Origin of the sequence: Roseomonas gilardii (assembly GCF_001941945.1) — a bacterium.
GTDB lineage: Bacteria > Pseudomonadota > Alphaproteobacteria > Acetobacterales > Acetobacteraceae > Roseomonas.
This window is the reverse complement of record NZ_CP015583.1, coordinates 780130-806424: the sequence shown is the minus strand read 5'-3', so window position 1 is coordinate 806424 and position 26295 is coordinate 780130. Positions and strand designations below refer to the sequence as shown.

24 protein-coding genes are annotated in these 26295 nt (G+C 70.1%); 13 read left to right on the top strand and 11 right to left on the bottom strand.

Annotated features, from left to right (window positions below):
* Window positions 1-152: 152 nt before the first annotated feature.
* From RGI145_RS03575 to RGI145_RS03565, 3 genes are all read right to left on the bottom strand, one after another.
* Window positions 153-1163 (bottom strand): sterol desaturase family protein, encoded by a 1011-nt coding sequence (locus tag RGI145_RS03575; RefSeq protein ID WP_075797265.1) that lies wholly within the window; start codon window positions 1161-1163, stop codon window positions 153-155.
* Between the two features lie 221 nt (window positions 1164-1384).
* Window positions 1385-1969 carry an aminoacyl-tRNA hydrolase gene (gene pth / locus RGI145_RS03570; protein ID WP_075797264.1) on the bottom strand — a complete coding sequence of 195 codons (585 nt, stop codon included), beginning with the start codon at window positions 1967-1969 and terminating at the stop codon, window positions 1385-1387.
* Between the two features lie 12 nt (window positions 1970-1981).
* Window positions 1982-2617 carry a 50S ribosomal protein L25/general stress protein Ctc gene (locus RGI145_RS03565; RefSeq protein ID WP_075797263.1) on the bottom strand — a complete coding sequence of 212 codons (636 nt, stop codon included), beginning with the start codon at window positions 2615-2617 and terminating at the stop codon, window positions 1982-1984.
* A 229-nt stretch (window positions 2618-2846) separates the two neighbouring features.
* Between RGI145_RS03565 and RGI145_RS03560 the strand changes: the two genes are divergently transcribed.
* The 3 genes from RGI145_RS03560 to RGI145_RS03550 all read left to right on the top strand — a co-directional run bounded on the left by RGI145_RS03560 (window position 2847) and on the right by RGI145_RS03550 (window position 4460).
* Window positions 2847-3269: an OsmC family protein gene (locus RGI145_RS03560; RefSeq protein ID WP_027281101.1), complete on the top strand. Its 423-nt coding sequence runs from the start codon at window positions 2847-2849 to the stop codon at window positions 3267-3269.
* 113 nt (window positions 3270-3382) lie between these two features.
* The gene (locus RGI145_RS03555; protein ID WP_156878421.1) at window positions 3383-3796 is read left to right on the top strand and encodes a hypothetical protein; all 414 of its coding nucleotides are present in this window, start codon (window positions 3383-3385) and stop codon (window positions 3794-3796) included.
* Between the two features lie 55 nt (window positions 3797-3851).
* Window positions 3852-4460, top strand: a complete 609-nt coding sequence (locus tag RGI145_RS03550; RefSeq protein WP_075797261.1) for a DNA-3-methyladenine glycosylase I — start codon at window positions 3852-3854, stop codon at window positions 4458-4460.
* 49 nt (window positions 4461-4509) lie between these two features.
* Here RGI145_RS03550 and RGI145_RS03545 read toward each other — a convergent pair whose 3' ends face one another.
* From RGI145_RS03545 to RGI145_RS03520, 6 genes are all read right to left on the bottom strand, one after another.
* The gene (locus RGI145_RS03545; RefSeq protein ID WP_075797260.1) at window positions 4510-5112 is read right to left on the bottom strand and encodes a histidine phosphatase family protein; all 603 of its coding nucleotides are present in this window, start codon (window positions 5110-5112) and stop codon (window positions 4510-4512) included.
* Window positions 5109-5738 carry a glutathione S-transferase family protein gene (locus tag RGI145_RS03540; RefSeq protein WP_167668225.1) on the bottom strand — a complete coding sequence of 210 codons (630 nt, stop codon included), beginning with the start codon at window positions 5736-5738 and terminating at the stop codon, window positions 5109-5111. Before RGI145_RS03540 ends, RGI145_RS03545 begins: the two co-directional genes overlap by 4 nt.
* 32 nt (window positions 5739-5770) lie before the next feature.
* On the bottom strand, window positions 5771-6394 hold the full coding sequence (locus RGI145_RS03535) for a glutathione S-transferase family protein (protein WP_075799798.1): 624 nt from the start codon (window positions 6392-6394) through the stop codon (window positions 5771-5773).
* Window positions 6395-6655: 261 nt separating this feature from the next.
* A complete protein-coding gene (locus RGI145_RS03530; RefSeq protein ID WP_075797258.1) occupies window positions 6656-7531 on the bottom strand; it encodes an SDR family oxidoreductase in 876 nt (291 codons plus the stop codon).
* 98 nt (window positions 7532-7629) lie between these two features.
* A complete protein-coding gene (locus RGI145_RS03525; protein ID WP_075797257.1) occupies window positions 7630-8541 on the bottom strand; it encodes a retroviral-like aspartic protease family protein in 912 nt (303 codons plus the stop codon).
* A 239-nt stretch (window positions 8542-8780) separates the two neighbouring features.
* Window positions 8781-9713, bottom strand: a complete 933-nt coding sequence (locus tag RGI145_RS03520) for a ribose-phosphate pyrophosphokinase (protein WP_027281105.1) — start codon at window positions 9711-9713, stop codon at window positions 8781-8783.
* Between the two features lie 322 nt (window positions 9714-10035).
* On the opposite strand from RGI145_RS03520, the gene RGI145_RS03515 reads away from it, so the two are divergent.
* The 3 genes from RGI145_RS03515 to RGI145_RS03500 all read left to right on the top strand — a co-directional run bounded on the left by RGI145_RS03515 (window position 10036) and on the right by RGI145_RS03500 (window position 14617).
* Window positions 10036-11094 (top strand): alkene reductase, encoded by a 1059-nt coding sequence (locus tag RGI145_RS03515; RefSeq protein ID WP_075797256.1) that lies wholly within the window; start codon window positions 10036-10038, stop codon window positions 11092-11094.
* A 418-nt stretch (window positions 11095-11512) separates the two neighbouring features.
* Window positions 11513-12346, top strand: coding sequence for an ornithine lipid ester-linked acyl 2-hydroxylase OlsC (gene olsC / locus RGI145_RS03505; RefSeq protein ID WP_075797254.1), 834 nt, complete (start codon window positions 11513-11515; stop codon window positions 12344-12346).
* Between the two features lie 579 nt (window positions 12347-12925).
* Window positions 12926-14617, top strand: coding sequence for an alpha-amylase family glycosyl hydrolase (locus RGI145_RS03500; RefSeq protein WP_075797253.1), 1692 nt, complete (start codon window positions 12926-12928; stop codon window positions 14615-14617).
* Between the two features lie 21 nt (window positions 14618-14638).
* Here the strand turns inward: RGI145_RS03500 and RGI145_RS24915 are convergent, their stop codons facing one another.
* Both RGI145_RS24915 and RGI145_RS03490 read right to left on the bottom strand, forming a co-directional pair.
* Window positions 14639-16606, bottom strand: coding sequence for an EAL domain-containing protein (locus tag RGI145_RS24915; RefSeq protein ID WP_208863919.1), 1968 nt, complete (start codon window positions 16604-16606; stop codon window positions 14639-14641).
* A gap of 292 nt (window positions 16607-16898) precedes the next feature.
* Window positions 16899-18410, bottom strand: a complete 1512-nt coding sequence (locus RGI145_RS03490) for an MDR family MFS transporter (RefSeq protein WP_237183193.1) — start codon at window positions 18408-18410, stop codon at window positions 16899-16901.
* A gap of 201 nt (window positions 18411-18611) precedes the next feature.
* On the opposite strand from RGI145_RS03490, the gene map reads away from it, so the two are divergent.
* The 7 genes from map (at window position 18612) to RGI145_RS03450 (ending at window position 26247) form a co-directional block, all read left to right on the top strand.
* Entirely contained in the window at window positions 18612-19424 is an 813-nt protein-coding gene (gene map / locus RGI145_RS03485; RefSeq protein ID WP_075799796.1) for a type I methionyl aminopeptidase, read from the top strand.
* Window positions 19425-19435: 11 nt separating this feature from the next.
* Window positions 19436-20137: a carbonic anhydrase gene (locus RGI145_RS03480; RefSeq protein ID WP_075797251.1), complete on the top strand. Its 702-nt coding sequence runs from the start codon at window positions 19436-19438 to the stop codon at window positions 20135-20137.
* A gap of 152 nt (window positions 20138-20289) precedes the next feature.
* Window positions 20290-20976: a TetR family transcriptional regulator gene (locus tag RGI145_RS03475; protein ID WP_167668224.1), complete on the top strand. Its 687-nt coding sequence runs from the start codon at window positions 20290-20292 to the stop codon at window positions 20974-20976.
* 149 nt (window positions 20977-21125) lie between these two features.
* Window positions 21126-22376: an HlyD family secretion protein gene (locus RGI145_RS03470; RefSeq protein ID WP_083670349.1), complete on the top strand. Its 1251-nt coding sequence runs from the start codon at window positions 21126-21128 to the stop codon at window positions 22374-22376.
* Between the two features lie 40 nt (window positions 22377-22416).
* Window positions 22417-24000: a DHA2 family efflux MFS transporter permease subunit gene (locus tag RGI145_RS03465; protein ID WP_075797249.1), complete on the top strand. Its 1584-nt coding sequence runs from the start codon at window positions 22417-22419 to the stop codon at window positions 23998-24000.
* A gap of 5 nt (window positions 24001-24005) precedes the next feature.
* Entirely contained in the window at window positions 24006-25706 is a 1701-nt protein-coding gene (locus RGI145_RS03460; protein ID WP_083670347.1) for an efflux transporter outer membrane subunit, read from the top strand.
* A 73-nt stretch (window positions 25707-25779) separates the two neighbouring features.
* Window positions 25780-26247, top strand: a complete 468-nt coding sequence (locus RGI145_RS03450; RefSeq protein WP_156878420.1) for a hypothetical protein — start codon at window positions 25780-25782, stop codon at window positions 26245-26247.
* Window positions 26248-26295 lie beyond the last annotated feature (48 nt).

Sequence of the window (26295 nt, the reverse complement as noted above, 5' to 3'; positions counted from 1 at the left end):
ACCGATAGGACGGATCGCGCCCCGGCGGAACGCCCCCATGGAGCAGCCTTGCGATGCCCGGCCGCAACGCCCGCCCACGGAACCGCCCCCAGGAAAACCGTTCCCAGGGGAAACCGCCCCAGGGCAAACCGTCCCAGGGCAAATCACCCCGGTCAGTCCCCGCCCTCCGCGGGCCCGGCCATCGGCGCCAGCCCGGGCGCCGCCTGTCTCCGCGCGCCGAACATCCGCCACAACCCCAGGAAGGGCGCCGCCAGCAGCTTCGGCACGCTGTCGTACCGCCCCTGCTCCTCCGGTCCCAGCCCCATGCGGAAGCAGTACTGCGTGTCGGTCGGCCGGAAGGTGCCGAACAGCCGGTCCCAGACGGCCAGGAAGGTGCCGAAATTGACGTCCCAGTCCCGCACCTCGCAGCTGTGGTGCAGGTGATGCTGCGCCGGGCTCATCACGAACCGCTCGAAGCGTCCGAAGGAGAGCGCGATATGCGAGTGGCGGAGCTGGTAGAAGGACAGCACGTCGCACAGGAAATACGCGTCCATCCCCACCAGCACCGTCTCGGTCGGCGGCAGGCCCAGCAGGTAGCAGGCCACGCCGACAAAGGCGCCCACCACCACGGCCCCGCTCATCAGCTCCATGAAGCGCTCGCCCGGATGCTGCCGCCGGTTGGACAACGGCACCAGGAACTCGGCGCTGTGGTGCACCTTGTGGAATTCCCAGAGCGCCGGGACCTTGTGCTCCAGGTAGTGCCGGAAGAAGTTCACGAAGTCCTGGAACACCACCGAGCCCACCAGCAGCGCCGCCCAGCTCCACCAGCCCTGCGCCCCGCCCTCCCGCACGCCGAAGACGCTCTGCATCGCCGACCAGACGGCGAAGGTCACCGCGCCGTTGGACAGCAGCGCCGGCACGATCAGCAGCTTGTCGATCACCCAGGCAACGGCGACGAACACCACGTCCACGCGGACCGAGCGGTGCCGGAACATCTCCGCCGGAAAGCAGAAGCGCAGGAAGCCCCGCGGCGACTTCCGCGCCTCGCCGGGCGTCTGGAACAGATAGGCCAGCGCCGCCCCCAGGGCCATGCTGCCCCAGCTCACCAGCACCAGCAGCCCACCGCCCGTCAGCGCATGGCGCAGCACGAAATCCAGTGCCGGCCAGTTCGTCCCAGGCTCCATGGCCAGCGGCCTTTGTGCAGTTGCGAAGGCGCACCGTCGCGCATTGCTGATTGCACCGGCCTAGGCGGGAGATGAAATAAACTGCATTTCATTATTGAGACGAAGCAAGGCTGCCGCTATCGCGCCCGGCATGGGGAGCCCGGCAAGCCGGGACAGGACCGAAAAGGCCGCACGAGGAAAGCGGGCATTCGCGACCCGCTTCCCGGCGGAAGCCCGCCCCGTCAGCCCTTCTGCTCGGCCCCCTGGGTCAGCAGCGCCACCTTCGTCATGAACTCCTCGGGCCGGCCCTGCGCCAGCAGGGGTGCCGCATCGGCCACCGCGTCCAGCAGCGGCTCCACCCAGGTATCGACCTTGGCGAAATCGCCGAGCACATGCCCGTGCACGCGTTCCTTTATCCCCGGATGCCCGATGCCCAGCCGCACCCGCCAGAAATCCGGGCTGCCGAAGGCCCGCTGCATGTCGCGCAGCCCGTTATGCCCGGCGGCACCCCCGCCGCGCTTCACCCGCACCTTGCCCGGCGCGAGATCCAGCTCGTCATGGAAGGCCCAGACATCGGCAGGAGGGATCTTGTGGAAGGCCGCCGCCGGCTGCACCGACTGGCCACTCGCATTCATGTAGGTCTGCGGCTTCAGCAGCGTGATCCGCTGCCCGGCGATATGGCCCTCGGCAATCTCGCCCTTGAAGCGGCTCCGCCACGGCCCGAAGCCGTGGCGGCGCGCGATGGCGTCCAACGCCATGAAACCGATGTTGTGGCGCTGCCGCGCATGTTCCCGGCCAGGATTGCCCAGGCCCACCCACAGCAGCACCGCGACGGTTCCTTACTTCTTGCCCTTCTTGGCCGGGGCGGCGGGGGCCGCCGGCGCGGGCGCCGCGATCACCACCTCTTCCTCGACCGTCGGCGGGGCGAGCGTCGCCACCACGAAGTCACGGCCCAGCACCGCCTCGATGCCGAAGTTGTCCTTGATGTTGGACCAGCGGAAGGTGTCACCGATCGTGCCCTCGGCCACGTCGATCTCGAAGGCCTCCGGCACGGAGTCCGGATCGGACATCACCTCGAGTTCGCGGCGCACGACGTTCAGCGTGCCGCCTTCCTTGATGCCCGGCGCGGACTCCTCGTTGAGGAAGGTCACCGGCACCATGACGCGGATCTTCTGCCCCGGGGCGAGGCGCTGGAAGTCCACATGCAGCGGCTGGTCCGTCACCGGATGGAACTGCACGTCGCGCATCAGCGTGCGAACGGTCTGTCCGCCCACCGCCACCTCGTAGAGGTGCGACTTCCAGCCGCCCTTCTGCAGCTCCTTCACCACGATGCGCGGGTCGAGGCTGATCAGAGTCGCCTCCTGCTTCGCGCCGTAGATCACCGCGGGAACATGTCCCGCCCGCCGGGTCGCGCGTGCCGCCCCCTTACCTGCCTGCTCGCGCGCCTCGGCTTCGATCCGGATGGTCTGGACCATGGCCGTAATCCTTAAAATGTCGTGAAAACAGATCGCGCGCCGGCCTCCAGGGGTGCCAGCGTGCGGCCTCCTCCTAGCCCAGCCGTCACGCCCGCGCAACGCCGCACTCCGCATGGGTGCCGCCCCGCACCAGGAGGACCTGTCGCCGGAAGGAAACCTCCCCCGCCCCGGCCCGCTTTCCAGGACAGCGGCGGCCCGGCCGCCCGATCCCCGAACAGGAGAGCGACGCATGAAGAAGCACGGTTCCGCCGTCTGGCAAGGCGGCCTCAAGGACGGCAAGGGCACCATCTCCACCGAGAGCGGCGCGCTGAAGGACCAGCCCTACGGCTTCAACACCCGCTTCGGCGACACGCCCGGCACCAACCCGGAGGAGCTGATCGGCGCCGCCCATGCCGGCTGCTTCTCCATGGCGCTGAGCAACATCCTGGGCGAGGCCGGCTTCAAGGCGGACGAGCTCGCCACCGAGGCCGAGGTGACGCTCGACAAGCAGCCCGACGGCTTCGCCATCACCGCCATCCGCCTGACCCTCAAGGCGAGGATCCCAGGCATCGACGAGGCGAAGTTCCAGGAACTCGCCGCCAAGGCCAAGGCCGGCTGCCCCGTTTCCAAGGTGCTGAAGGCCGAGATCAGCCTCGACGCCAGCTTGGCCTGACCAGTTGGGCCTGACCGGCCCTGCCGCCCGAGGGCACGCCGGCTGTTGACGTCCGGTCCGGGTGGCTCTCTTTGTCTCCACCCCAGGAGACCGTCAGAGGGAGCCGCCCACCCTTGTTCCGCCCCAGCCCGTCCGTCCGGACCCCTCAGCGCAACTCCGGCCGGCCCGCCGCCGTCATGGCCATCCTGGCCGCCGCGACCCTGCTCCCTCTCGCCACTCCGCACTCCGCCCAGGCAGCCCCTTCCTGTCAGGTCGTCCGCTTCGAGCGTGGCCAGAACGGCACCGAGGTCGCCGGCATGGCCCCACCCCGCGACACGCTCTGCTACACCCTGACCACCGCCCCGAACCGCACGGCGAATCTCCGGCTCACCGCCTCCCCGAACATCGTGCTGGACATTCCCGGCATCGCCGAGGACCGCCGCGAGATCAGCTTCCACACCGAGCGCCGCACCTACCAGATCCGTGTCGGGCAACTCGCCCGCGGCGCCTATGCCGAGCCCTTCCGCCTCTCCATCTCGCTGGACTGACACACCAGGTCGGCAGGACATCTCCGCGACACCCCTTCGCCTGAGGCTTGGTCCCATGAGCGCCACGATTCCCGGCCCCGACGGGCTGCCGCGCTGTCACTGGTGCGGCGCGACACCGGAATACCTTGCCTATCACGATACGGAATGGGGCTTTCCGGTCGGCGACGACCGGCGGCTCTTCGAGAAGCTCTGCCTGGAGAGCTTCCAATCCGGCCTGAGCTGGCGGACCATCCTGGCCAAGCGCGAGAATTTCCGCGCGGCCTTCCATGGCTTCGACATCGAGCGGGTCGCCGCCTTCACCGAGACCGATGCCGACAGGCTGCTGCGAGACCCCGGCATCGTCCGCCATCGCGGCAAGATCGCGGCCACGATCAACAATGCCCGCCGGGCCCGCGACATGCTGCGGGAAACCTCGCTCGCCGCCTATGTCTGGCGCTTCGAGCCGGACCCGGGCACCCTTCCGCCGCCACAGGCGCAATCGACCTCGGCCGCGTCGATCGCCTTGTCGAAGGACCTCCGGAAACGAGGCTGGACCTTCGTCGGCCCGACCACCATCCATGCCTTCCTTCAGGCCATGGGCCTGATCAACGACCATGCGGAAGGCTGCGTGGTTCGCGAACGCGCCGCCCGCGCCCGGGCCGCCTTCCACCCGCCATCCGCCTGATCCGGCCGGTGGCGCGCCCCCCGGCCCACCGGGCCGGGGTCGCCGTGCCCTACCCAGCCAGCTCCGCCGGGGTGAACCGCCAGGCATCGCCCCCGCCCAAGGGCGGCTCCACCCAGAGCGGCAGCGCATTCGGCGTCCGCACATTCGCCGGCAGCCCGGCCGACTGGCGGAAGGCGCGCCACAACGCCCCATGCGCCACGACCAGCACCGGCCCCGGCAGGGCCAGCGCCCGGTCGATCGCCCGCACCGTGCGCGTCCGCAGCGCCGCGAAACTCTCGCCCCCTTCCGGGGTGAAGCGCCCCTCGACCCAGTCGTCGAACCACTCCGCCATGGGCTGGCCTTCCTGCACGCCGAAGCCCACCTCGCGCAGCTCCTCGTCGGTGGAGAAGTCCAGCCCCAGCGCCTCGGCCACGACCCGCGCCGTGTGCTGCGCCCGCCCCAGCGGGGAGGCCACGATGGAAACGATCCGCCGCCCCTCGCCCGGCTCGGTCAGTGCCAGCGCCGCGCGCCGCGCCTGCTCCACGCCCACGGCGTTCAGCGGGATGTCCACATTGCCCTGGCTCAGCCCGCGCGCGTTCCAATCCGTCTCGCCATGGCGCAGGAACCAGAAGGGCACCCGCCGCTCCGGCACCGCACCCGACACCTCCGTCATGGCTCCAGCCCCTCCGTCTCCATCACCCGCGCCACCGCCGGCCGCGCCGCCATCCGGGCGCGATGCGCCGCGCAGGCCTCCGGCAGTTCCAGCCTGAAGGCCCTCGCCGCCCAGCGCTCCTGCATGAACAGGTAGTAGTCCGCCAGCCCCGGCCGCTCGCCGCCCAGGAAGCCGCCGTTCCGCGACAGCGCCTCCCCCGCCTGCCGCATCGCCTCCGCCACGCGCCCGACCGAAGCCGCCCGCAGCTTCGCCGCCTCGGCCTCGCCCTCGATGAAGCGCTGCGGCATGAAGCCGGGAAAGAAGCTCTGCGCCTGCCGGAAGGAGCACCATTGCAGCCAGGACAGCGCCAGCGCCTTCTCCAGCGGATCGGCCGGCAGCAATCCCGAGGCGGGATGCGTCTCGGCGATGAAGACGCAGATGGCCGGGATCTCCGTCACCACCCTGCCCCCCACCACCAGGGCCGGCACCTCCCCCTTGGGGTTCACCGCCAGGTATTCCGGCCGCCGCTGCTCCCCGTCCTTCAGGCTCAGGAACCGGACCTCGAACGCCGCCCCCGCCTCCGCCAGCAGCAGATGCGGGATGGTGGAGGTGGTCCCCCGGGAGCCCCAAAGGACCACCCGCGGCACCACGCCCGCTCCGTTCCGGCTGTCCGCCAGCATCACGCCGACAGGCCCTCGGCCTCCAGCGCCCGCTTCACCGCAGGACGCGCCAGCATCCGCTCCAGATGCGCGGCGAGCTTCGGCGGCAGCGTCTCGCCCACCCGCTTCGCCCACCAGTACTCGACGAAGAACAGAGCCGCGTCGGCGATGGAATAGCCCGACGGCATCACCCACTCGCCGCCCTTCCAGCCCTTCTCCAGCGTGGCGAAGTACTTCTCGGCATTCGCCTTGCCGGTCTCCAGCACCTTGGGGTGGTCCGCTTCGCTGGGCGCGAAGCGCGCCGGGCCGAAGAGGCGCGAGAAGGCCTGCGGATGCACCGTGCCGCAGACATAGTCCACCAGCTCCAGCGTCCGGACCTGCGCCTCCAGCTCCGTCGGCCACAGCGCCTTTTCCGGGTTGGACCCGGCCAGCCAAAGCGCGATCGCCGGCCATTCCGTCAGCACGGAACCGTCGTCCCGCTGCAGCGTCGGCACCTTGTGCTTCGGGTTCACCGCCAGGAACTCGGGCTTCATCTGCGCCTGTTCCTTCAGCGACACCACCACGCCCTCATAGGGCTTGCCGATCTCTTCCAGGATCACGTGGATGCCGAGGCTGCAGGCGCCGGGCGAATAGTAGAACTTCATGTCGGGCTCCATCTTCCCGGGCGGCCCTCACGCGCCAGCGGCGCGCCACGGCCACCTCCCCTTCGGCCGGGGAGGACCCGCGCGGCCCCAGGCCCCGCCGGCCGCCCCCACGGCCCGTGGCGCGGAGCATCGGCGCCGCCGCCAGCCCGCGCAAGGCCCCGGCCGGCACGAAAACCGCACCTTCACGCCCCCGCAACACCCGGGCGCAGGAAGCCGCAACCGGGGCTGCGAAGGAGGCAGGCCGGGAACGCCGTCCGCCCCTCACCCCTTCCAGCGCGCCGCCATCTCCGCCGCGAAGTCGCGATAGGACCGCCGCTTCCGCCCGAGGATCGCCTCCACCTTCTCCCCGGCGCCCGCCGCCGCGGTCATCCCGTCCTCCTGGAAGCGCTCGAACATCCGCCGCATGTCATAGGCCATCCAGCCCGGCATCCGCCCCGCCAGACTCCGCTCATAGGCATCGAGGTCGTCGCCCGCATAGCGCACCTCTCGCCCCAGCGCCTCCGCCCAGACCGCCGCGATCCCTGCCCCGGTCAGCGCCTCCGGCCCCGGGATCTCCACGACCTCGCGCGGCAGCGGCTCCTCCGCCGCATCCCGTCGGCGCAGCTCGGCGGCGGCGACGCCCGCGATGTCTTCCGCATCCACCATCGCCACCCCGCGCGCGCCCACGGGCATGGGATAGACCCCCTGCTCCGCGATCGGCTGCCGCAGATGCGCGTCGTTCTGCATGAAATAGGCCGGGCGCAGGATCGTCGCCGTCATGTCGCACTCGGCCAGCATCCGCTCCGCCGCGAACTTGCCCGCGAAATGCGGCACGTCGCTGCTGCTTTCCGCCTTCAGCACCGAGAAATAAACGATCCGCCCGATCCCGGCCTCCCGCGCCAGCCCCAGCACCATCAGCGCCTGGGTCAGCTCGTCCGGCACCACCGCGTTCAGCAGGAAGAGCGTCCGCACCCCTCGCAGCGCCGCCCGCACCGCCTCCGGATCGCCGAGGTCCCCCGCCGCCGTCTCCACCCCGGCGGGGAACTTCCCCTTGGCGGGATCGCGCGCCATGGCCCGCACCGGGGCCCCCGCGCCCTGGAGGACCTCCACGATCCGCGCCCCGATCGTGCCCGTGCTGCCCGTCACCAGGATCGTCATGCCCTCGCCCTTTCCATCCGGAACCAGGCTGGCAGTTGGCGGCGGCGGGCCCCCGGATCAGGACAGGCGCGGATCACGAAGCGGCGCGCCGTCCTGCTTCAGGGCGGCGCGGCCGGCACCATGTCCATCACCGGCACCCAGGGCTCCGCCCCGCTCCGCTGCACATGGATCCGCTGCCGGGCATAGGAAATCCAGAAGCGCCGCGGCGCCATGTAGTCCATGCCCAGCACCAGATCGAAGGGCAGACTCCAGGAGGTCTCGGCGATGCCCAGTGGCACGTCGCGCAACACCTCCTCGCCGATCCGCAGTTCCGGCAGGACATGTCGCCTCACCGCTGGCGTCGCCGGACCGATGCCGCCCACCCGCCCATCCGCGGGCCGGGCCAGCACCACTTCCGACACCCCGGCCAGGGGCGCCACCCCCTGCCGCATCACCGAAATGCCAGCCCCCGTGTCGAACAGCGCCCGCATCGGCTGCCCATTGGCCACCACCCGCACCACCAGCAGCCCCTGCGGCGTCATCGTCAGGGGCAATGTCCCGTACTCTGCCGTCCAGGCGATGGAAGGGCCGATGCAATCCCGGGCATCGTGCAGCACGATCCGGCGCGCCGGGAAATCGAGCTCGATTTCGGACACTCGCAGAAAATCCATGCCGAGGATGCCCGCAAATCCACGCCCCCGCAGTTGCGTGACCGGCAGCGTCAGGCCGCGCAACTCCCGCCGCCCGACCTGGAACCGCGCCATCAGCGCATTCTGCGCCTCGCTCTCCCCGCCAATGCCCACGGCCCGGCTCTTGCGCAGCGTGTCCTGTTGCAGCCCCAGCGCCGCCATGCCCGCGGAGACCAGGCTCGTATGCGAGGCCCCCGTGTCCAGAAGGAACGGCACCGCGCGCCCGTTCACCCCAACCGGCACCAGCGGATGTCCGCTCCGCATCACCAACGGCAGCACGTCCCCGGCCTCCGGCTGGCAGGGCGTGGCGGCACAGGCGCCCAGCAGGGCGAGCCATAGCAACGCCCATATCCGGCCAAGGAGCCATATCGCCGGGCGGAATCCACCCGGTGTCCATCCTCGGAGAATCAGGGAAAAACCCCTTCCGCGCGTTATCGCTGCGGAAACCTATAAACCGCGGGTTACGGAACCGTCACCTCGGGTTCCGCAACCCGCGCCATACCCCATCAGGCCAGCCCCCCGGCCCGTCGGTCCGCGCCCGAACCCGGCGCGGACCATTCCGTCGCAGTCGTGTCCGGCCCTCAGTTGAACAGCGTGGAAACCGAGCTTTCCTCGCTGATCCGCCGCATCGCCTCGGCCAGCAGCGGCGCCACGGTCAGTTGCCGGATGTTGCTCGACACCCGTACCGCCTCGGTGGCCTGGATGCTGTCGGTGATCACCATCTTCTCGATCGGCGCCGCGCCGATGCGCGCCACGGCCCCGCCGGACAGCACGCCATGCGTCACATAGACGCTGGCCGAATTCGCACCGTTCTTCAGCAGCGCCTCGGCCGCGTTGCACAGCGTCCCGCCGGAATCCACGATGTCGTCCACCAGGATGCAGTCACGGCCCTGCACGTCGCCGATCACGTTCATCACCTCGGACACGCCCGCCTGCGGCCGGCGCTTGTCGATGATGGCGAGGTCCGTGTGCAGCCGCGTCGCGATCGCCCGCGCGCGCACCACGCCGCCCACATCGGGGGAAACGACCATCAGGTCGCGGCCCTTGTAGCGCTCCAGGATGTCCCGGGCGAAGAGCGGCGCGGCGAAGAGGTTGTCCACCGGGATGTCGAAGAAGCCCTGGATCTGCCCGGCATGCAGGTCCAGCGTCAGCACGCGGTCGGCGCCCGCCTCGGTGATCAGGTTCGCCACCAGCTTGGCCGAGATCGGCGTGCGGGGGCCGGACTTCCGGTCCTGCCGGGCATAGCCGAAATACGGGATCACCGCCGTGATGCGCCGCGCCGAGCCGCGCCGCAGCGCGTCCAGCGTGATCAGCAGCTCCATCAGGTTGTCGTTCGTGGGAAAGCAGGTGGACTGCACCACGAACACGTCCTCGCCACGCACGTTCTCATGGATCTCGACGAAGATCTCCATGTCGGCGAAGCGGCGGACCGAGGCCTGGGTCAGCGGCAGGTTCAGGGATGCAGCAACGGCCTCTGCGAGAGGGCGGTTGCTGTTGCAGGCGATGATCTTCATGTGGGGGCAGCCTTGGAGGGGGGAGGCGCGCTGCGGGATAGCAACCTCACCGAAGCGTGTCCATGCACGAGATGCAGGGCAGGAAATTTAGACTCCCCGTGATGCTGCAAAGCCGCATGGAGGACGCTCTCGCCCGCACCCGCAACCCAAGGGCAACGGCCCGCCCGCCACCCTCGCGCCGGACGCCATGTCCGGACCCACGGGCGAGTATGCGGGCTGCACATGGCACCCATCCGTCCCGCCGCCTTTTGCGCCGCAGCAGACAGCCCAATTCCCATACGTCCGCGGCAATCACGCCACGGGCCAGCATGGGAACCGGCCGATGCCGAATCTCTTCGACCCGATCCGCCTGGGCGACCTCGCCCTGCCCAACCGCGTCATCATGGCGCCCCTCACCCGCGCCCGCTCGCCCGGCCATGTGCCCGGCCCCCTGGTGGCCGAATACTACCGCCAGCGCGCCTCCGCCGGCCTGATCATCAGCGAGGGCATCCCCGTCTCCCCCATGGCGGTCGGCTATGCCGATGTCCCCGGCCTCTGGAGCGAGGAGCAGGTCGAGGGCTGGAAGCCCGTCACCCGCGCCGTGCACGAGGCCGGCGGCCGCATCCTCGCCCAGATCTGGCATGTCGGCCGCATCTCCGACCCGTCCTTCCTCGGCGGCCAGACGCCCGTCGCCCCCAGTGCCATCGCCGCGAAGGGCCATGTCAGCCTGCTCCGCCCGCAGCGTCCCTATGTCACGCCCCGCGCCCTGGAAACGGAGGAGGTCGCCTCCATCGTCGAGCAGTTCCGCCAGGCTGCCGCCAATGCCCAGCGCGCCGGCTTCGACGGCGTGGAGTTGCACGGCGCCAACGGCTACCTGCTCGACCAGTTCCTGCAGGACAGCACCAACCGCCGCACCGACCGCTACGGCGGCTCCATCGAGAACCGCGCCCGCCTGCTGCTGGAGGCGACCGACGCCGCCGCCTCCGTCTTCGGCCCGGGCCGCGTCGGCGTCCACCTCGCCCCGCGCTGCGACACGCACGACATGGGCGACAGCGACCCGGCGGCCCTCTTCACCCATGTCGCCCAGGCCCTCGGCGAGCGCCGGATCGCCTTCCTCTGCGCCCGGGAATCCCAGGGTCCCGACAGCCTCGGCCCGCAGCTCAAGCGCGCCTTCGGCGGTGCCTACATCGCCAACGAGGGATTCACGAAGGACAGCGCCGAGGCCATCCTCGCCAGCGGCGACGCCGATGCCGTGGCTTTCGGCAAGCTCTTCATCGCCAACCCCGACCTGCCGGAACGCCTCGCCCGCAGCCTGCCGCTGAACACGCCGGACCCGGCCACCTTTTATGCCCCCGGCCCGCACGGCTACACGGACTACCCGGCCTTGGCCGAGGCCGCCTGAAGCACTCCACCGGGAAAGGCCTCGCGCCTTTCCCGGCTGTGTCCCGGGCCTGCTGCCAGGGCCGCCGTGATCGCTTCTTGGCCTCCATGCCTCACCGCGCCCTGCACCTCCGCCACACCATCTGGACCGAGATCGGTTGGGGAAAGGACACCTCGCAGGAGCGTGCCCGCCAGCTTCCGGCTGCCTGCGCGCGCCCTCCCATGATCCGCGAAGGCTGAGCCTTTTTCCCGCCGGACCTACCCCGTCCCGCAACGGCGCCACGCAGCCCGCGAATGCCTGCCCACGGCATTGCGACTCAATCTCACCGTCATAGGGTTGTAACCTGCGCGCGCCTATTCCGCGTTCGGGGATTCGCCCCGCCACACCGCCGCCCCCGGGGAACTTGGCTGACCCGCCGCGCAGGAGGACAAGACACGTCATGAACCACACCACGACCAAGCCCCCCGCCGCGGCCACCTCCCCCCAGCAGACCTTCGGCACCGAAGGCATGGCCGCGATGGACCGGCCCAGCCGCACGACACGCTTCTTCATGTCCATCGTCGCCTGGGCGGAACGGCTGAACCTCCGCCACACCAAGGTCGGCAACCCGCCCGTCTACAGCAACGCCACCTTCCCCTGGGCGGCGGAGATCGAGCGCGAATGGCCCGCCATCCGCAAGGAGCTCGACCGCGTCCTCCTGCGCCAGGAAGACCTCCCCGGCTTCCACGAGCTCTCCGCCGATGTCCGCACCATCAGCACGGACCGCGCCTGGAAGACCTTCTTCCTCACCGGCTACGGCCTCTCCTCGAAGCAGAACATCGAGCAGTGCCCCGAGACCTGGCGCATCGTGCAGAAGATCCCCGGCCTCAAGACCGCGATGTTCTCGATCTTCGAGCCGGGCAAGCACCTGCCGCCCCATCGCGGCCCCTACAACGGCGTGCTGCGCCTGCATCTTGGCCTGATCGTGCCGGAATCGAGGGACGACCAGCTCGCCATCCGCGTGGACAAGCAGGTCTGCCATTGGCAGGAAGGCAAGGCCCTCATCTTCGACGACGCCTATGAGCACGAGGCCTGGAACCACACGGACCGGACCCGCGTCGTTCTCTTCGTGGACTTCGTGAAGCCGCTGCGCTTCCCCGCGAGCCTGGTGAACTGGCTCCTCCTCAACCTCGCCCCCTTCACCCCCTTCATCCGCGAAGGGCTGGAGAACCAGAACGCCTGGGAGAAGCGCTTCTACGCCGAGGCCGAGAAGCTCCGGAACCAGCCCGGCTGACCCCGCCCGGCGGCTGGCGCGCCCCAGGGTGCACCAGCCGCCGCACCACCCGGAAGCACAGGCCTCCTCCCCAGACCCGGCGTCCGGAGCGCCATGACGGCCCGCGCCGTATCCGCCGTCACATCCGCCACCCGGAGGGACAGGCCAGAAGCCTCCCCCATGACGGAACACGGTTTCTGGCCCGGCAGCTTCCTGGCGGCCCTGGCCCGCGGCACCCATCGCGCCCTTCCTGTGCCGCCCACGCGGCACCGCGCCGAAACGGCCCCGGACACCATCGGCGGGGGCCTCCGGCCGCAACCGCCTCACCCGCCCCGCCCGGAGCCCGGCCTGTCCCGCCCCGCTGACCCCGGCCCCCTGCGGTACTCCTTTCCGCCTCCACCCCGCAGCGAAGGGTCAGAGTGCTGAAAGCGAGGGAATTTTCCGTTTCCTCTGGCAGGGAGGGCAGGCATTCCGCCTCCCCAACAATGATCACGCGATCGTGATAAGAGCGTTGACCAGCCTGGATTCCGGTCCCTAGAACAACCGTGACGTCTGGCAACCAGACCTTTCTCGCGCCGGCCGGGCCCGAAGGACGACCTGTTGAATCACGTCACCGCTGGCTTCGATAACGCCTCCCTTCGCCCGTCGCGGTCCGGGCGCTTCCTCTCCCCCTCCGCCGCCAAGGCCGAATGGTGGCGCGGTGCCGTTATCTATCAGGTCTATCCCCGCAGCTTCGCCGACGGGAACGGCGACGGCATCGGCGACCTGCCCGGCCTGCACGACCGCCTCGGCCACATCGCCGATCTCGGCGCCGACGCCCTCTGGATCTCCCCCTTCCAGCGCTCGCCGCAGGAGGACTACGGCTACGACGTTTCCGACTACTGCGACGTCGATCCGCTCTTCGGCACGCTGGCCGATTTCGACCGCGTCCTCGCCCGCGCCCACCGGCTCGGCCTGCGGGTGCTGATGGACCAGGTCTGGTCCCATTCCAGCAACCGGCACCCCTGGTTCCAGGAAAGCCGCGCCTCCCGCCACAACCCGAAGGCCGACTGGTACGTCTGGGCCGACCCGTCCCCCGACGGCACCGCGCCCACCAACTGGCTTTCCGTCTTCGGCGGCCCGGCCTGGAGCTGGGAACCCCGGCGCCGGCAGTACTACCTGCACCATTTCCTCGGCAGCCAGCCCGCCTTCAACCTCCACAACGAGGAGGTGGTGGAAGCCCTCCTGCAGACCGGCCGCTTCTGGCTGGACCGCGGCGTGGACGGCTTCCGCCTCGATGCCGTGGACTGGATGTGCCACGACCCCGATCTGCGCGACAATCCGGCCACCCACCGCCCCGGCCAGCCCATCCCGGCCAAGCCCTTCGGCATGCAACGGCACCAGCACGACCTGCTGCATCCCCGCACGCTGGAGGTCATCGCCCGCATCCGCGGCCTGCAGGACGAATACCCCGGCACCGCCACCCTGGCCGAGATCTCCAGCCAGGACGGCGCCTTCGACCGCCTGCGCCGCTACACCGCGCCGGGCATGTTCGACATGGCCTATACGCTGCGCTTCATGAAGGGGAACCTCACCCACGAGACCGTCGCCTCCACCCTGCACTGGATGACGGAGCACCAGGAGGGCTGGCCCTGCTGGTCTTTCAGCAACCATGACGTGGAGCGCGTCGCCTCGCGCTGGAGCCCGATCGGCGGCCGACCCGGCCAGCCCGGCCTGGAATTCCTCCGCCTGCTGATGGCCATGCTGCTCACCATGCGCGGCAGCGTCTGCATCTACCAGGGCGAGGAACTCGGCCTGCCCGAGGCGGAGCTCCGCCAGGAGGACCTGCGCGACCCCTTCGGCATCGCCTTCTGGCCCGACTACAAGGGCCGCGACGGCAGCCGCACCCCCATGCCCTGGCGGCAGGACGCGCCGAATCTGGGCTTCTCCGGCGCGACACCCTGGCTACCCATGCCGGAAGCCCACCGCCCCCTCGCCGCCGAGGCCCAACGCCGGGACCCCGCCTCCACCCTGAACGCCTGGCGGCACTTCCTGCGCTTCCGCCGCAACCACCCGGCGCTGGTCCACGGCGCCCTCACGCAGGTCGCGGCGCCCGAGCCCTTGATCTGCTTCCGCCGTCAAAGCGCGGAGGAATCCCTGCTCTGCGTCTTCAACCTGGGCCAGGCGCCACAGGAACTCGACCTGCCATCGGACATGCCGGCGAAGCCGCTCTGGCGGAGCAACGCCGGTCTCCGGCACCACCGCGTCCGGCTCGACGCCTGCGGCGCACTGATCTGCCGCGAGGATCGCTGAGGACGGAACGCCCCGGAACTCTCAGGACCAGGGTGGCGAACCGCCCCGGCACGGCCCGGCTTCCTCCAACGGCCCGGCGGCGGCCAGATGCCCGGCGAACACCTCGCGCAAACCCGGGCATGACACCCTCGGTCCCGCAGGCTCGCGATGCGGCGCGAGCAGGATCATCGTGCCGTGCCAGATCTCGATCCCGCCCTGCCGGTCGCGGTATGGCGCCCCCTGCACGCGGACCCAGAGATCCTCGGCACCCCGCAGGCCCAGCCGGAAATCGATGTCATAGGGCGTGCCGTCGCGAAGGCTGGCCCGCCAACGCTCCTCGGCGATGGCGCCATGCTCCGGATGCGCCACCTCCCGCCAGCCCGCCCTGCAGAGACCCGTGCCGAAGGGGGCGAACAGCCGGCCGACCCGTGGGCCGAACTCGATCACCCCTCCATCCGGCGGTGCCGCCCAGATCAGATTCACGCTGCTCTCGGTGATGGCATGGAGCCGGCGCACCGCCTCTTCCGACGCAATCTCCCGCCGCTTGCGGGCATCGATATCCTCGACCTGCCCGAACCACCGCAGAACGTTGCCCTCCGCATCCTTCTGCGGCACGACATAGGCACGAACCCAGCGATAGGCGCCGTCGTTCATCCTGAAGCGGCCTTCATTGTCGTGTATCCCGCCGGTCGTGATGCAGCGCTGCCAGTCGGCCAGGGTCCTGTCCCGGTCGTCCGGATGCAGCCTTTCCATCCAGCGGAAATCGAGCAGTTCCTCGACAGGCAGGCCGATCGCCTCGGCATGGCGGGCGTCGATCCTCATCAGCCGGCCCTGGTTATCCGCCTGCCAGGCGATGCGCGGGCTGAGCGCCGCCGTGATCCGGAGATACTCCTCGCTCTCGCGCAGGGCTTCCTCGGCCTTCCTGCGGTCGGTGATGTCGATCCCCAGGACGGAATAGCCCAGCAACTCCCCCACCTCGTCCTCGGCACGGTCGAGCACGACAAGATCCGTTCGCCCGCCGGGCAGGGCCAGTTCGAAGGACGGGTAGGGCAATCCCCGGACCCTGAAGGAATGCAGCCACTCGATACGCTCGTCGCTGCCCGGCGCGAAATCCCGGACCGACATGCCGATCAGATCGGCCAGCGGCACGCCCACCCGCTCGGCGAAGGTCGCGCTGGCCTCCACCACCCTGAAATCCGGCGTCAGGAAGCCGATCGAGGTCTGCCGGGAGCGGTACAGGGCGGAGATCTGGCCGGCCCGCTGCTCCAGCGACATCCTTTCCAGCCCGGTCCGAAACTCGACGCGGACATGGTCCCGCAACAGCCCGGGCACCTGCGCGAGCGGCATCGGCCGCCCGAACAGATATCCCTGCGCATAGGGACAGCCGATGCGCCGCAGCAGTTCCGCCTGAGCGACCGTCTCGACCCCCTCGGCGACCACGTCCAGGCCCAGGCTCTGCCCCAGCCCGACCACGGCGGCCACGATCTTCCGGCTCTCCTTCGCCTCCCCCATGGTGAGCGTGAAGCTGGTATCGATCTTGATCTTCGAGAAAGGCAGCGTCCGCAGCCAGGTGAGGCTGGAATAGCCGGTGCCGAAATCGTCCATCGAGATGGGACATCCCATCCGGACCAGCCGCTCCAGCACGGCGCCGGCGGCCGCGGTATCGTCGATCAGCGCGGTCTCGGTGATCTCGATATGCAGGCGGTCGAGCGGAAAGCCATGCTGCGCCGCGAGCCGGCCGATCTGGTCGGGAAGATCCGGCTCCCGCAACTGCTCCGCCGAAACGTTGAAGGCCAGGAAACAGGAAGAGGGCCACTCCCCGGCCGCGGCGAAGCATCCCCGCATGAGGCTCTCCAGCAAAGGCCCCAGCAGCCCCGCCTCGCTGGCCCAGGGGATGAACTGCCCGGGGCTGATGGCCCCCCGCAACGGATCATGCCAGCGCGCGAGCACCTCGAAACCGGCGATGGCACCATCCCGCAACGCGATGATGGGCTGAAGATGCGGTGACACCTCGCCTCTCCGGAGAGCGGCCAGGAAGGCTGAGCGGAATTCTGCTGCGGTGGAAAACATCCATCGGTCCGGCTGATGAGATGGCTCGCAAACGACGGTCTCCGCAGCCGGCCAAGTCCGCCGCAAAAGATCCAGTGGGATGGGATGCCTACAACCGCAAGTTTATCATTGTTCTAATGATACGATAACAAAAATCGCGACAATCGCGACGGCATTCGGGCATCACCGCCCGGGATCATCCCACTCTTTCCGGACCAGCCTGGCCCGCCTCCCCAACCGCCGCGAGCAACGCCTACCCTCCGCGCCGCCGGTAACCCGACACGGCCTCGCCCGCATCCCGCGGCAGGCGCAGACAGAGCGGCAGCGAGGCCAGCACCACCACCGCCACCGCGATGAAGGCGAGCGAGAAATCCCCCAGCGCCGGCTCCCCATGCCCATGCAGCGCCGTGGAGGCCGCCAGCACCGAGGAGCCCATCACCACGCCCAGCGCCATGGAAAGCTGCTGCGCCGTGGAATAGAGGCTGGTCGCCGCCGACAGCGCCTTCTGCGGCACCTCCGCATAGGCGAGCGAGTTCAGCGAGGTGAAGTGCAGCGAGCGGAAGATCCCGTTCACCGCCAGCAGGATGAACACCCCCCAGAGCGGCCAGCCGGGCGAGAGCGTCGCCAGCAGCAGGATGATCGCCCCCTGCATCACCGTGTTCCAGACCAGCGTGCCGCGATAGCCCAGCCAGCGCAGCACCCGGTGGATCAGCGGCTTCATGCCGAAGGCCCCCAGCGCCGAGGCCAGCGTGATCAGCCCCGAGGTGGTGGCCGAGGCTCCGAAGCCGAGCTGGATCGCCAGCGGCACCAGGAAGGGGATCGCCCCCGCCCCGACGCGGAACATCGTCCCCGCCGTCACCGTCACCTGGAAGGCCGGGATACGCAGCAGGCTCAGGTCCAGCGCCGGATGCTCCGCCCGCAGGCAGTGCCGGACCGCCCACACCACCAGCCCGGCGCCCGCCGCCAGCGCCGCCCAGCTCCAGACGGGCTCCACCACCCCGCGCCCCACCGTCTCGAAGCCGAACATCAGGCAGGCGAGCGACAGCCCCACCAGCGTGATCCCCGACACGTCCAGCTTCGGCGGCCGTTCCTGCTCCGGCGCATTGATGAAGCGCCAGGCCAGGAACAGCCCCAGCAGCCCGATCGGCAGGTTGATCCAGAACACCCAGCGCCAGGAAAGCTGGTCGGTCAGGAAGCCCCCCAGCGGCGGTCCCATGATCGGCCCCAGCAGCCCCGGCATGGTCAGCCAAGTGGTGGCCCGCACGATCTCCTCCTTGGTCACCCGGCGCAGCAGCAGCAGCCGCGCCACCGGCACCATCATCGCGCCCCCGATGCCCTGCACCACCCGCGCCAGGATCAGCTCCGTCAGCCCCTGCGCCATGCCGCAGGCCGCGGAGGAGGCGACAAAGACCGCGATCGCCCACAGGAACACGCGCTTCGCCCCGTACCGGTCGGCCACCCAGCCGCTTACCGGCACGAAGACCGTCAGCGCCACGAGATAGGAGGTGATCGCCGCCGAAAGATGCAGCGGCTCGCTGCCCAGGTCCCGCGCCATGGCCGGCAGCGCCGTCGCGATCACGCTGCTGTCCAGGTTCTGCATGATCAGCGCGCTGGCCACGATCGCCGCGGTGAAGCGCGGATCGTCCACCCAGCCGCGCCGGGCGGCCGCCTTGCCGGCCTCCTGCCCCGCGCCGCCGCCGATGGCAGGCCGCTCCGGCACCCCGCCGCCCCCGGCCCCCGTCTCCGCGCGCCCGCCTGCCGCCATGCACATTCCTCCCCTTGCCGCCCCCCGTGCCGCGACATCCGGAGGCCACGGCCCCAGGAGAAGGGGCGGGGGCGCCCGGACCGGTCCCGCCCGCCTCCCCCCGGTATCCGGCAACGCGGAATCCCGACACCAGCGCAATCCTCCCTTGCGCCGCATGCCCAAGCCTTGCAAGCCACGCGCCGCCGCCGCATTTTCGCCTTCATGGAACAGTCAGCGGGCGAGGCGCGGCGGATACCGCTGCATGGGCCGGAGGATTTCGAGGGCATGCGCAAGGCGGGGCAGCTCGCGGCCGCCTGCCTGGACATGATCACACCCCACGTGGTGCCCGGCATCACCACGGAGGCCCTGGACAAGCTGCTGCACGACTTCATGCTCGATCACGGCGCCGTCCCGGCGACGCTGGGCTACCGCGGCTATCCGAAAAGCTCCTGCATCTCCATCAACCACGTCGTCTGCCACGGCATCCCCGGCGACCGGCGGCTGGTGGAGGGCGACATCCTCAACATCGATGTCACCCCCATCCTCGACGGCTGGTACGGCGACACCTCCCGCATGTACGTGGCGGGGGAGCCGAGCCGGAAGGCCGCGCTGCTGATGGACGTGACGCATGAAAGCCTGTTGCGCGGCATCGCCGCGGTGAAGCCCGGCGCCACCCTCGGCGACATCGGCCACGCCATCCAGAGCTATGTGGAGAAGCAGCGCTTCTCCGTGGTGCGCGACTTCTGCGGCCACGGCGTCGGCCGCACCTTCCACGCCCCGCCCAACATCCTGCATTTCGGCCGCCCCGGCGAAGGCCCGAAGCTCAAGGAAGGCATGTTCTTCACCATCGAGCCGATGGTGAATGCCGGCCGTCCGGAGGTGAAGGTGCTCGACGACGGCTGGACCGCCGTGACCCGCGACCGCTCCCTTTCGGCCCAGTTCGAGCACATGCTCGGCGTCACCGCCACGGGCTGCGAGGTCTTCACCTATTCCCCCGCCGGGCTGCACAAGCCGCCCTACGCGCTGCCCGCCTGAACCCCGCCAGCATGTCCGGCCAGACGAAGCCCTCCGCCCCCGCCCCGTCTTCCCCCCTGCCCTCCCGGCTGGTGGAGGGCTACCGCGGCTTCCGCTACACGCGCTTCCGGCGCGAGCGGCACCACTACGCCCAGCTTGCCGAGGCCGGCCAGCACCCGCGTATCCTGATGATCGCCTGCGTGGACAGCCGCGTCGCGCCGGAGGTCGTCTTCGACGCCGATGCCGGCGAGATGGTGGTGGTCCGCAACGTCGCGAACCTCGTCCCCCCTTACCAGCCCGACGCCAACTACCACGGCACCTCGGCCGCCATCGAGTTCGCCGTCCGGTCGCTGGAGGTCGAGCACGTCGTCGTCCTGGGCCATGCCTCCTGCGGCGGCATCAACGCCTTCCGCACCAACCAGCGCGACCATGTGGACGCGGCGCATGGCGACTTCGTCGCCCGCTGGATGGACCTGATCGCCCCCGCCCGCGACCACGTCCTGCGCTGCGACGGCGTGGACCCGCTGGACGACCAGCGCGCCATGGAACACGCCGCCATCCGCCAGTCCCTGCGCAACCTCCGCACCTTCCCCTGGCTGGCGGAACGCGAGGCCGCCGGCCAGATCAGCCTGCACGGCGTCTGGTTCGACGTGGCCGACGGCACCCTCAGCGCGCTGGACGAGGCCGAAGGCCGCTTCCACCCCGTCCCCGCGGGCCCCCTCACCCAGGACTGATCCCCGCCCTTTTCCGGACCGGAAGATGAAAGGGAGAACAGAATACTCTTTCGCGCCCCCATGCGGCCTGTGCATGGTGCTTAATGCTGGCATAATCTCCCCCATCAGCATACATGCGCGGTTGTAAGCACGGGCAGCGGATGGGCGGGGGAGTGGCAAGGCATACAAAGGCTCAGGCAGAGCAGACGCGCGAGGCGATCCTCGACGCCGCCGAGAAGGTCTTCTACGAACGCGGCGTGGCCCGCTCCACACTGGAGGAAGTCGCCCGCGTCGCTGGCGTCACCCGTGGTGCCATCTACTGGCACTTCCGCGACAAGCTCGATCTCTTCCTCACCCTGAACGAGCGTGCCGAACTGCCGCACGAGGACCTGGTCACCCGCCTCGCCGAGAATCCCGAGCTCGACCCGCTGGAAGAGCTCGACACCGTCATGGCCGACACCAAGCGGCAGTTCGAGCGGGACGAGCGCCGCCGCCGCCTCCTCACCATCTTCTACCAGCGCTGCGAATACGTGGACGAGATGGCCCCCGCCCTGCACCGGCTGCAGAAGGCGGACGAGGATCTGCGCGCCAAGTTCCGCGAACTCCTGCACCTCGCCGCTAGGCGCCACCCCCTCGCCCCGCCCTGGACGCCGGACACCGCCGCCGACGCCCTCTTCGTGCAGATCCGGGGCATGATGCAGCTCTGGCTGCGCGAGCCGGAGGTCTACCGCCTGAGCGAGGAAGGCCTGCAACTGGCGCGGGCCTTGCTCGCCTCCTTCCGGGGCGGCCCCCTGAAGACAGACCTGAAAACGCCCCGGAATCCCGAAAATCCGGCGGAACGCCCCCCGCCGGCCGGGTAGGCGGCACATGCCCGGTTAAACAGCCGGCAATGAAAATCAACGAAGAGTGTCTGTCATACATTCTCGACGGTATGTAATTCCGCAGCGCACCACCGGCCTCCCATACGGCCGGAATCGGGCGCGCATGGACCTGAGCAACGAGGTAGTTCGTGGTTGACCGGCAACAGGATGGCTCGCATCCCCTCACGCATCCGGCCGATCCCCAGCACGTCCGGGCCAGCCACCTGGAGGAACCCGCCCGTGGCCGCGCCCGCATCCGGCGTGACCGCCCGGACGAGAATGGCGGCAACGGCAAGCCGGATGGCAGCGAGGAACGCAAGGACCCGGCGCCGCAGAAAGGCAAGGACAAGGACGACGGGAAGCAGAAGACCAACCGCCTGCCGCTGATCATCGGCGGCGTCCTGCTCCTCATCGCCATCATCGGCGGCACCTGGTACTGGTGGACGACGCGCAACCTCGCCTCCACCGACGATGCCTATACCGAGGGCCGCGCCATCACCATCGCGCCCCAGGTCTCGGGCTACGTCACCGAGCTGCGCGTCCGGGACAACCAGTTCGTCCATGCCGGCGACGTGATCCTGCGCATCGACCCGCGCGACTACATCGCCCGCCGCGACCAGGCCGCGGCCAACCTGGAACTCGCCGAGGCCCAGCTCCACAGCGCCGAGATCGACCTCGACATCGCCCGCACCCGCTTCCCCGCGGAACAGAAGAGCGCCGAGGCCCAGCTTTCCGCCGCCCGCGCCAGCCAGACCCAGGCGCAGTCGGACTACCGCCGCCAGCGCTCGGTGGACCCGCGCGCCACCACCCAGACCAACATCGACACCGCCACCGCCACGCTGCAATCCGCCACCGCCCAGGTGAACCAGGCCCAGGCGCAGCTCCAGATCGCCAATCTGGCGCAGCAGAACATCGACCAGGCCGAGGCCGCCGTCCGCCAGCGCCGGGCCCAGATCGACGAGGCCAAGGCCAACCTCGCCCAGGCCGAGGTCACCCTCTCCTACACCGAGATCCGCGCCCCGCAGGACGGCCGCGTCACGCGCCGCAACGTGGAACAGGGCGGCTTCCTGCAACAGGGCCAGTCCGTCATGTCGCTGGTCACGCCCGAGGTCTGGGTCGTCGCCAACTTCAAGGAGAACCAGCTCGACGGCATGCGCCCCGGCCAGCGCGTGGCGATCGAGGTGGACGCCTTCCCCGGCCTGGAGCTGCACGGCCATGTGGACAGCATCCAGATGGGCAGCGGCGCCCGCTTCAGCACCTTCCCGGCCGAGAACGCCACCGGCAACTTCGTGAAGATCGTCCGCCGCGTGCCGGTGAAGATCGTCATCGACAGCGGCCTGCCCGCCGACATGCCCATGCCCCTCGGCCTCTCCGTCGTCCCCACGGTGACGCTGGAATGAGCCCCGGCGGGACGGACGCGCCGGGAGGAGGCATCCGGGCATGAGCGGCAGCGCGGCGAAATCCGGCGGCGACTGGAAGCCCAGCTACAATCCCTGGCTGGTGACGCTGGTCGTCACCATGGGCGCCTTCATGGAGGTGCTCGACACCACCATCGTCAACGTCTCCCTGCCGCACATCGCCGGCAGCATGTCCGTCTCCAACGACGAGAGCACCTGGGCGCTCACCACCTATCTCGTCGCCAACGGCATCGTGCTCACCATCTCCGGCTATCTCAGCCGCTGGCTGGGGCGGAAGCGCTACTTCACCATCTGCCTCGCCGCCTTCACCGTCGCCTCGCTCGCCTGCGGCATCTCGCAGGAATTCTGGCAACTCCTCGTCTGCCGCGCGCTGCAGGGCTTCTTCGGCGGCGGCCTGCAGCCGACGCAGCAGGCCATCATCCTCGACACCTTCCCGCCGGAGAAGCGCGGCACCGCCTTCGCCGTCACCGCGCTGGCCATCATCGTGGCCCCCATCCTGGGCCCCGTCGTCGGCGGCTACCTCACCGACACCTATTCCTGGCACTGGATCTTCCTGATCAACGTGCCCATCGGCCTCATCGCCGTCTTCGGCGTCCTCACGGTGGTGGAGGACCCGCCGCATGTGGCCGAGGAACGCAAGACCACCCCGCGCTTCGACTTCATCGGCCTCGGCTTCATCGTGCTCGCCCTGGGCGGCCTGGAGCTCGCCATGGACCGCGGCGAGAACTACGACTGGCTCGACTCCAACTTCATCCGGATCTCGGCCCTGGCCGCCATCACCGGCTGGGTCGGCGGCGCCTACTGGTTCGCCTATGCCAAGCGCCCGATGGTGAACCTGCGCGTCTTCCGCGACCGCAACTTCACCCTGGGCTGCGTCCTGATCTCGGTGATGGGCTTCGCCCTCTACGGCAGCGCGGTGATGATCCCCCAGCTCGCGCAGCAGCAGCTCGGCTACACCGCCACCTGGTCCGGCCTCGTCCTGGCACCCGGCGCCGTGCTGCTGGTGATGCTGATCCCCATCTCCGGCCGGCTGATGGGCTTCATCCCGGCCAAGTGGCTGATCGCCTTCGGCGGCCTCTGCCTCGCCACCTCCTTCTGGTACTCCAGCCACCTCACCCCGGACCTCAGCTTCCGTAGCCTGGTCATCATCCGCGCCTCGCAGACCGTCGGCCTCGCCTTCCTCTTCGTGCCGATCAGCACCATCGCCTACGCCACCCTGCCGCGCGAGCTGAACGGCGACGCCACCGCGCTCTTCTCCATGTTCCGCAACGTGCTGGGCTCCACCGGCATCTCGGTCTCCACCGCGCTGATCACCGACCACCAGCAGATCCGGCAGGCCCATCTGGTCCAGTACCTGACGCCGCTGCACGAGCCCTTCAACACGACCATGCAGCAGGTGCAGGGCGCGATGATCAGCCACGGCATCCCCGCGGCCGAGGCCATGCAGCAGGCGGAGGGCTGGATGTTCCAGCAGCTCCGCACCCAGACCGCGATCCTCGCCTATTCCGACGTCTTCATCATCACCGCCGCCATCGCCGCCTGCATCGTCCCCTTCGCCCTGATGCTGTCGGGCGTGAAGGTCCAGGGCGGCGGCGGAGCCCACTGAGCCCCATGCATCCCACACGCCCTCCCCGCCCCGTGCCCGGTCAGGCCGTCCCCCGGCGGACCCCCCGCCTGACGGCCGCCCCGCTTGCCCTCCCCCTGGCTCTCTCGCTCCTCGCCGGCTGCACCGTGGGCCCCGACTTCACCCCGCCCAAGGCGGAAGCCCCACCGGCCTGGAACGACGCCACCCGCGCGCCCACCCAGGCCGTCACCCTGCGCGCCGATCCGGACCCGCACTGGTGGACAGGCTTCAACGACCCGATCCTCACCTCGCTGGTGGAACGCGCGGTCAGCGGCAACCTCGACCTGCAACAGGCCGTGCTGCGCGTCGTCCAGGCCCGCCAGAGCGAGGCCGCCGCCCGCGCCGCCGGCCTGCCCAGCCTGAACGGCACCGGCAGCTACACCCGTCAGCAGCTCGGCCTGCAGGGCACCATCCGCCGCAGCGGATTGGCCCAGCGCCTCGACGGGCTGGGCGGCGAGGCCGCCTCCGCCGGCGACACCCTGATCGACAAGCTGAACGGCCCGGTCGACCTCTTCCAGGCGGGCTTCGACGCCTCCTGGGAACTCGACCTCTTCGGCCGCGTCCGCCGCTCGGTGGAGCAGAGCCAGGCCCAGACCCAGGCGCAGGCCGAGGCCGTCAACGACGCCCTCGTCACCCTCCAGGCGGAGGTGGTCCAGGCCTATGCCGGGCTGCGCGGCGCCCAGGCCCTGGCCCAGTCACAGCGCGAGAACGTCCAGACCGCCCAGGACATCCTGGACCTGACCCAGCGCCAGCGCCGCCAGGGCCTCGTCACCGAGCTGGACGTGGAGAACCAGCGCACCCAGCTCTTCACCCTCCGCGCCCAGCTCCCCACCTATGAGCGGCAGGTCCGCCAGGCGATGAACCGCCTCGCCATCCTCACCGGCCAGCCCCCCGGCGCCCTGGATGCGGAACTGGAGATGGCCCGCCCCATTCCGCCTACGCCCCCCGCCGTGCCGGTCGGCCTGCCCGCTTCCCTGGCCCGCCGCCGCCCCGACATCCGGCAGGCCGAGGCCCGGCTGCACGCCGCCACCGCCGGCGTCGGCGTCGCGGTGGCGAATTTCTACCCGGACATCTCGCTGACCGGCAGCCTGGGCGCCCGTGGGCTGGAAGCCAGCTCGCTCACCAACTGGTCGAACCACTTCTATTCCTTCGGCCCCAGCATCTCCCTGCCGATCTTCCAGGGCGGCCGCCTCACCGCGAACCTCCGCACCGCCCGCGCGCAGCAGGCCGAGGCCGCGCTGGCCTATCGCGGCGCCGTGCTGAACGCCCTGGGGGAGGTCGAGGACAGCCTCGTCGCCTACCGCACCGACCGCGCCCAGCTCGAAAGCCTCGACCAGTCGGTCCGCTCCGCCGAGACCGCCCTTTCCCTGGCCCGCAGCCGCTACAACAGCGGCCTCTCCAACTTCATCGACGTGCTCGACACCCAGCGCAGCCTCGTCCAGGCACGGCAGCAGCGCCTCCAGGCCACGCTTTCCCTGACCTCGGACCTCGTCTCGCTCTACAAGGCGCTGGGCGGCGGTTGGCAGGACGTCGCCCTGCCGCAGGTGGCGGCCATTCCCCCGCCAGCCACCGCTCGCGGTCCATCCACCCCGATCGAATCCCTCTCGCCCGACAGCCTCGCCGGCATCGACAAGCCGGGCACCATCGTCCCCCTCACCCCCGCCACCGGCCCCGCCGCAGGGCGCTAGGGCCTGCCGCCGGGGGGACACGGCCACCCCGCATCGGCTACCCTCCCCCCGGTCACCGCCAGGGACGAAGCCGATGCACCGACACTTGCTTCCCGCACTGCTGGTCCTGCCGATCCTCTGCGCCACGGGCCGGGCCGACCCGGCCGGGCGGCAATGGCAGGCCATCAGCAACACCGCCGCCTCCATCACCGGCGACATCACGGTCACACCGGACCGGATCACCTTCGCCGGCGGCCACGCCCTCATCCTGTCCCAGCCCACCGCCCTGCCGCGCTTCCGGGCGGAAGGCAGCCCGGTCGCCGCCACGCGCTACCGCGTCGCCAGCCCGGCCGACCCCATCCTGCTGAACGGCAACCGCCTCTGCGGCGGCAGGACACCGGTCCCCGTGACCTACATCGTCCTGTGGACACCCCGGAAATTCGCGGGCGACACCGCCCCCCGCAGCCTGGCCGCCTTTTCCGGCACGACCCCACCCACGGGGACCGACAGCCCCGGGCTCTGCGGCACCTTCCGCTACGAGGCCAGCCCGGCCGCGCGCTGATCCATTCGGTCCGCCCAGCCGCGACAGAAGCCAACCACAGGCAGCTCC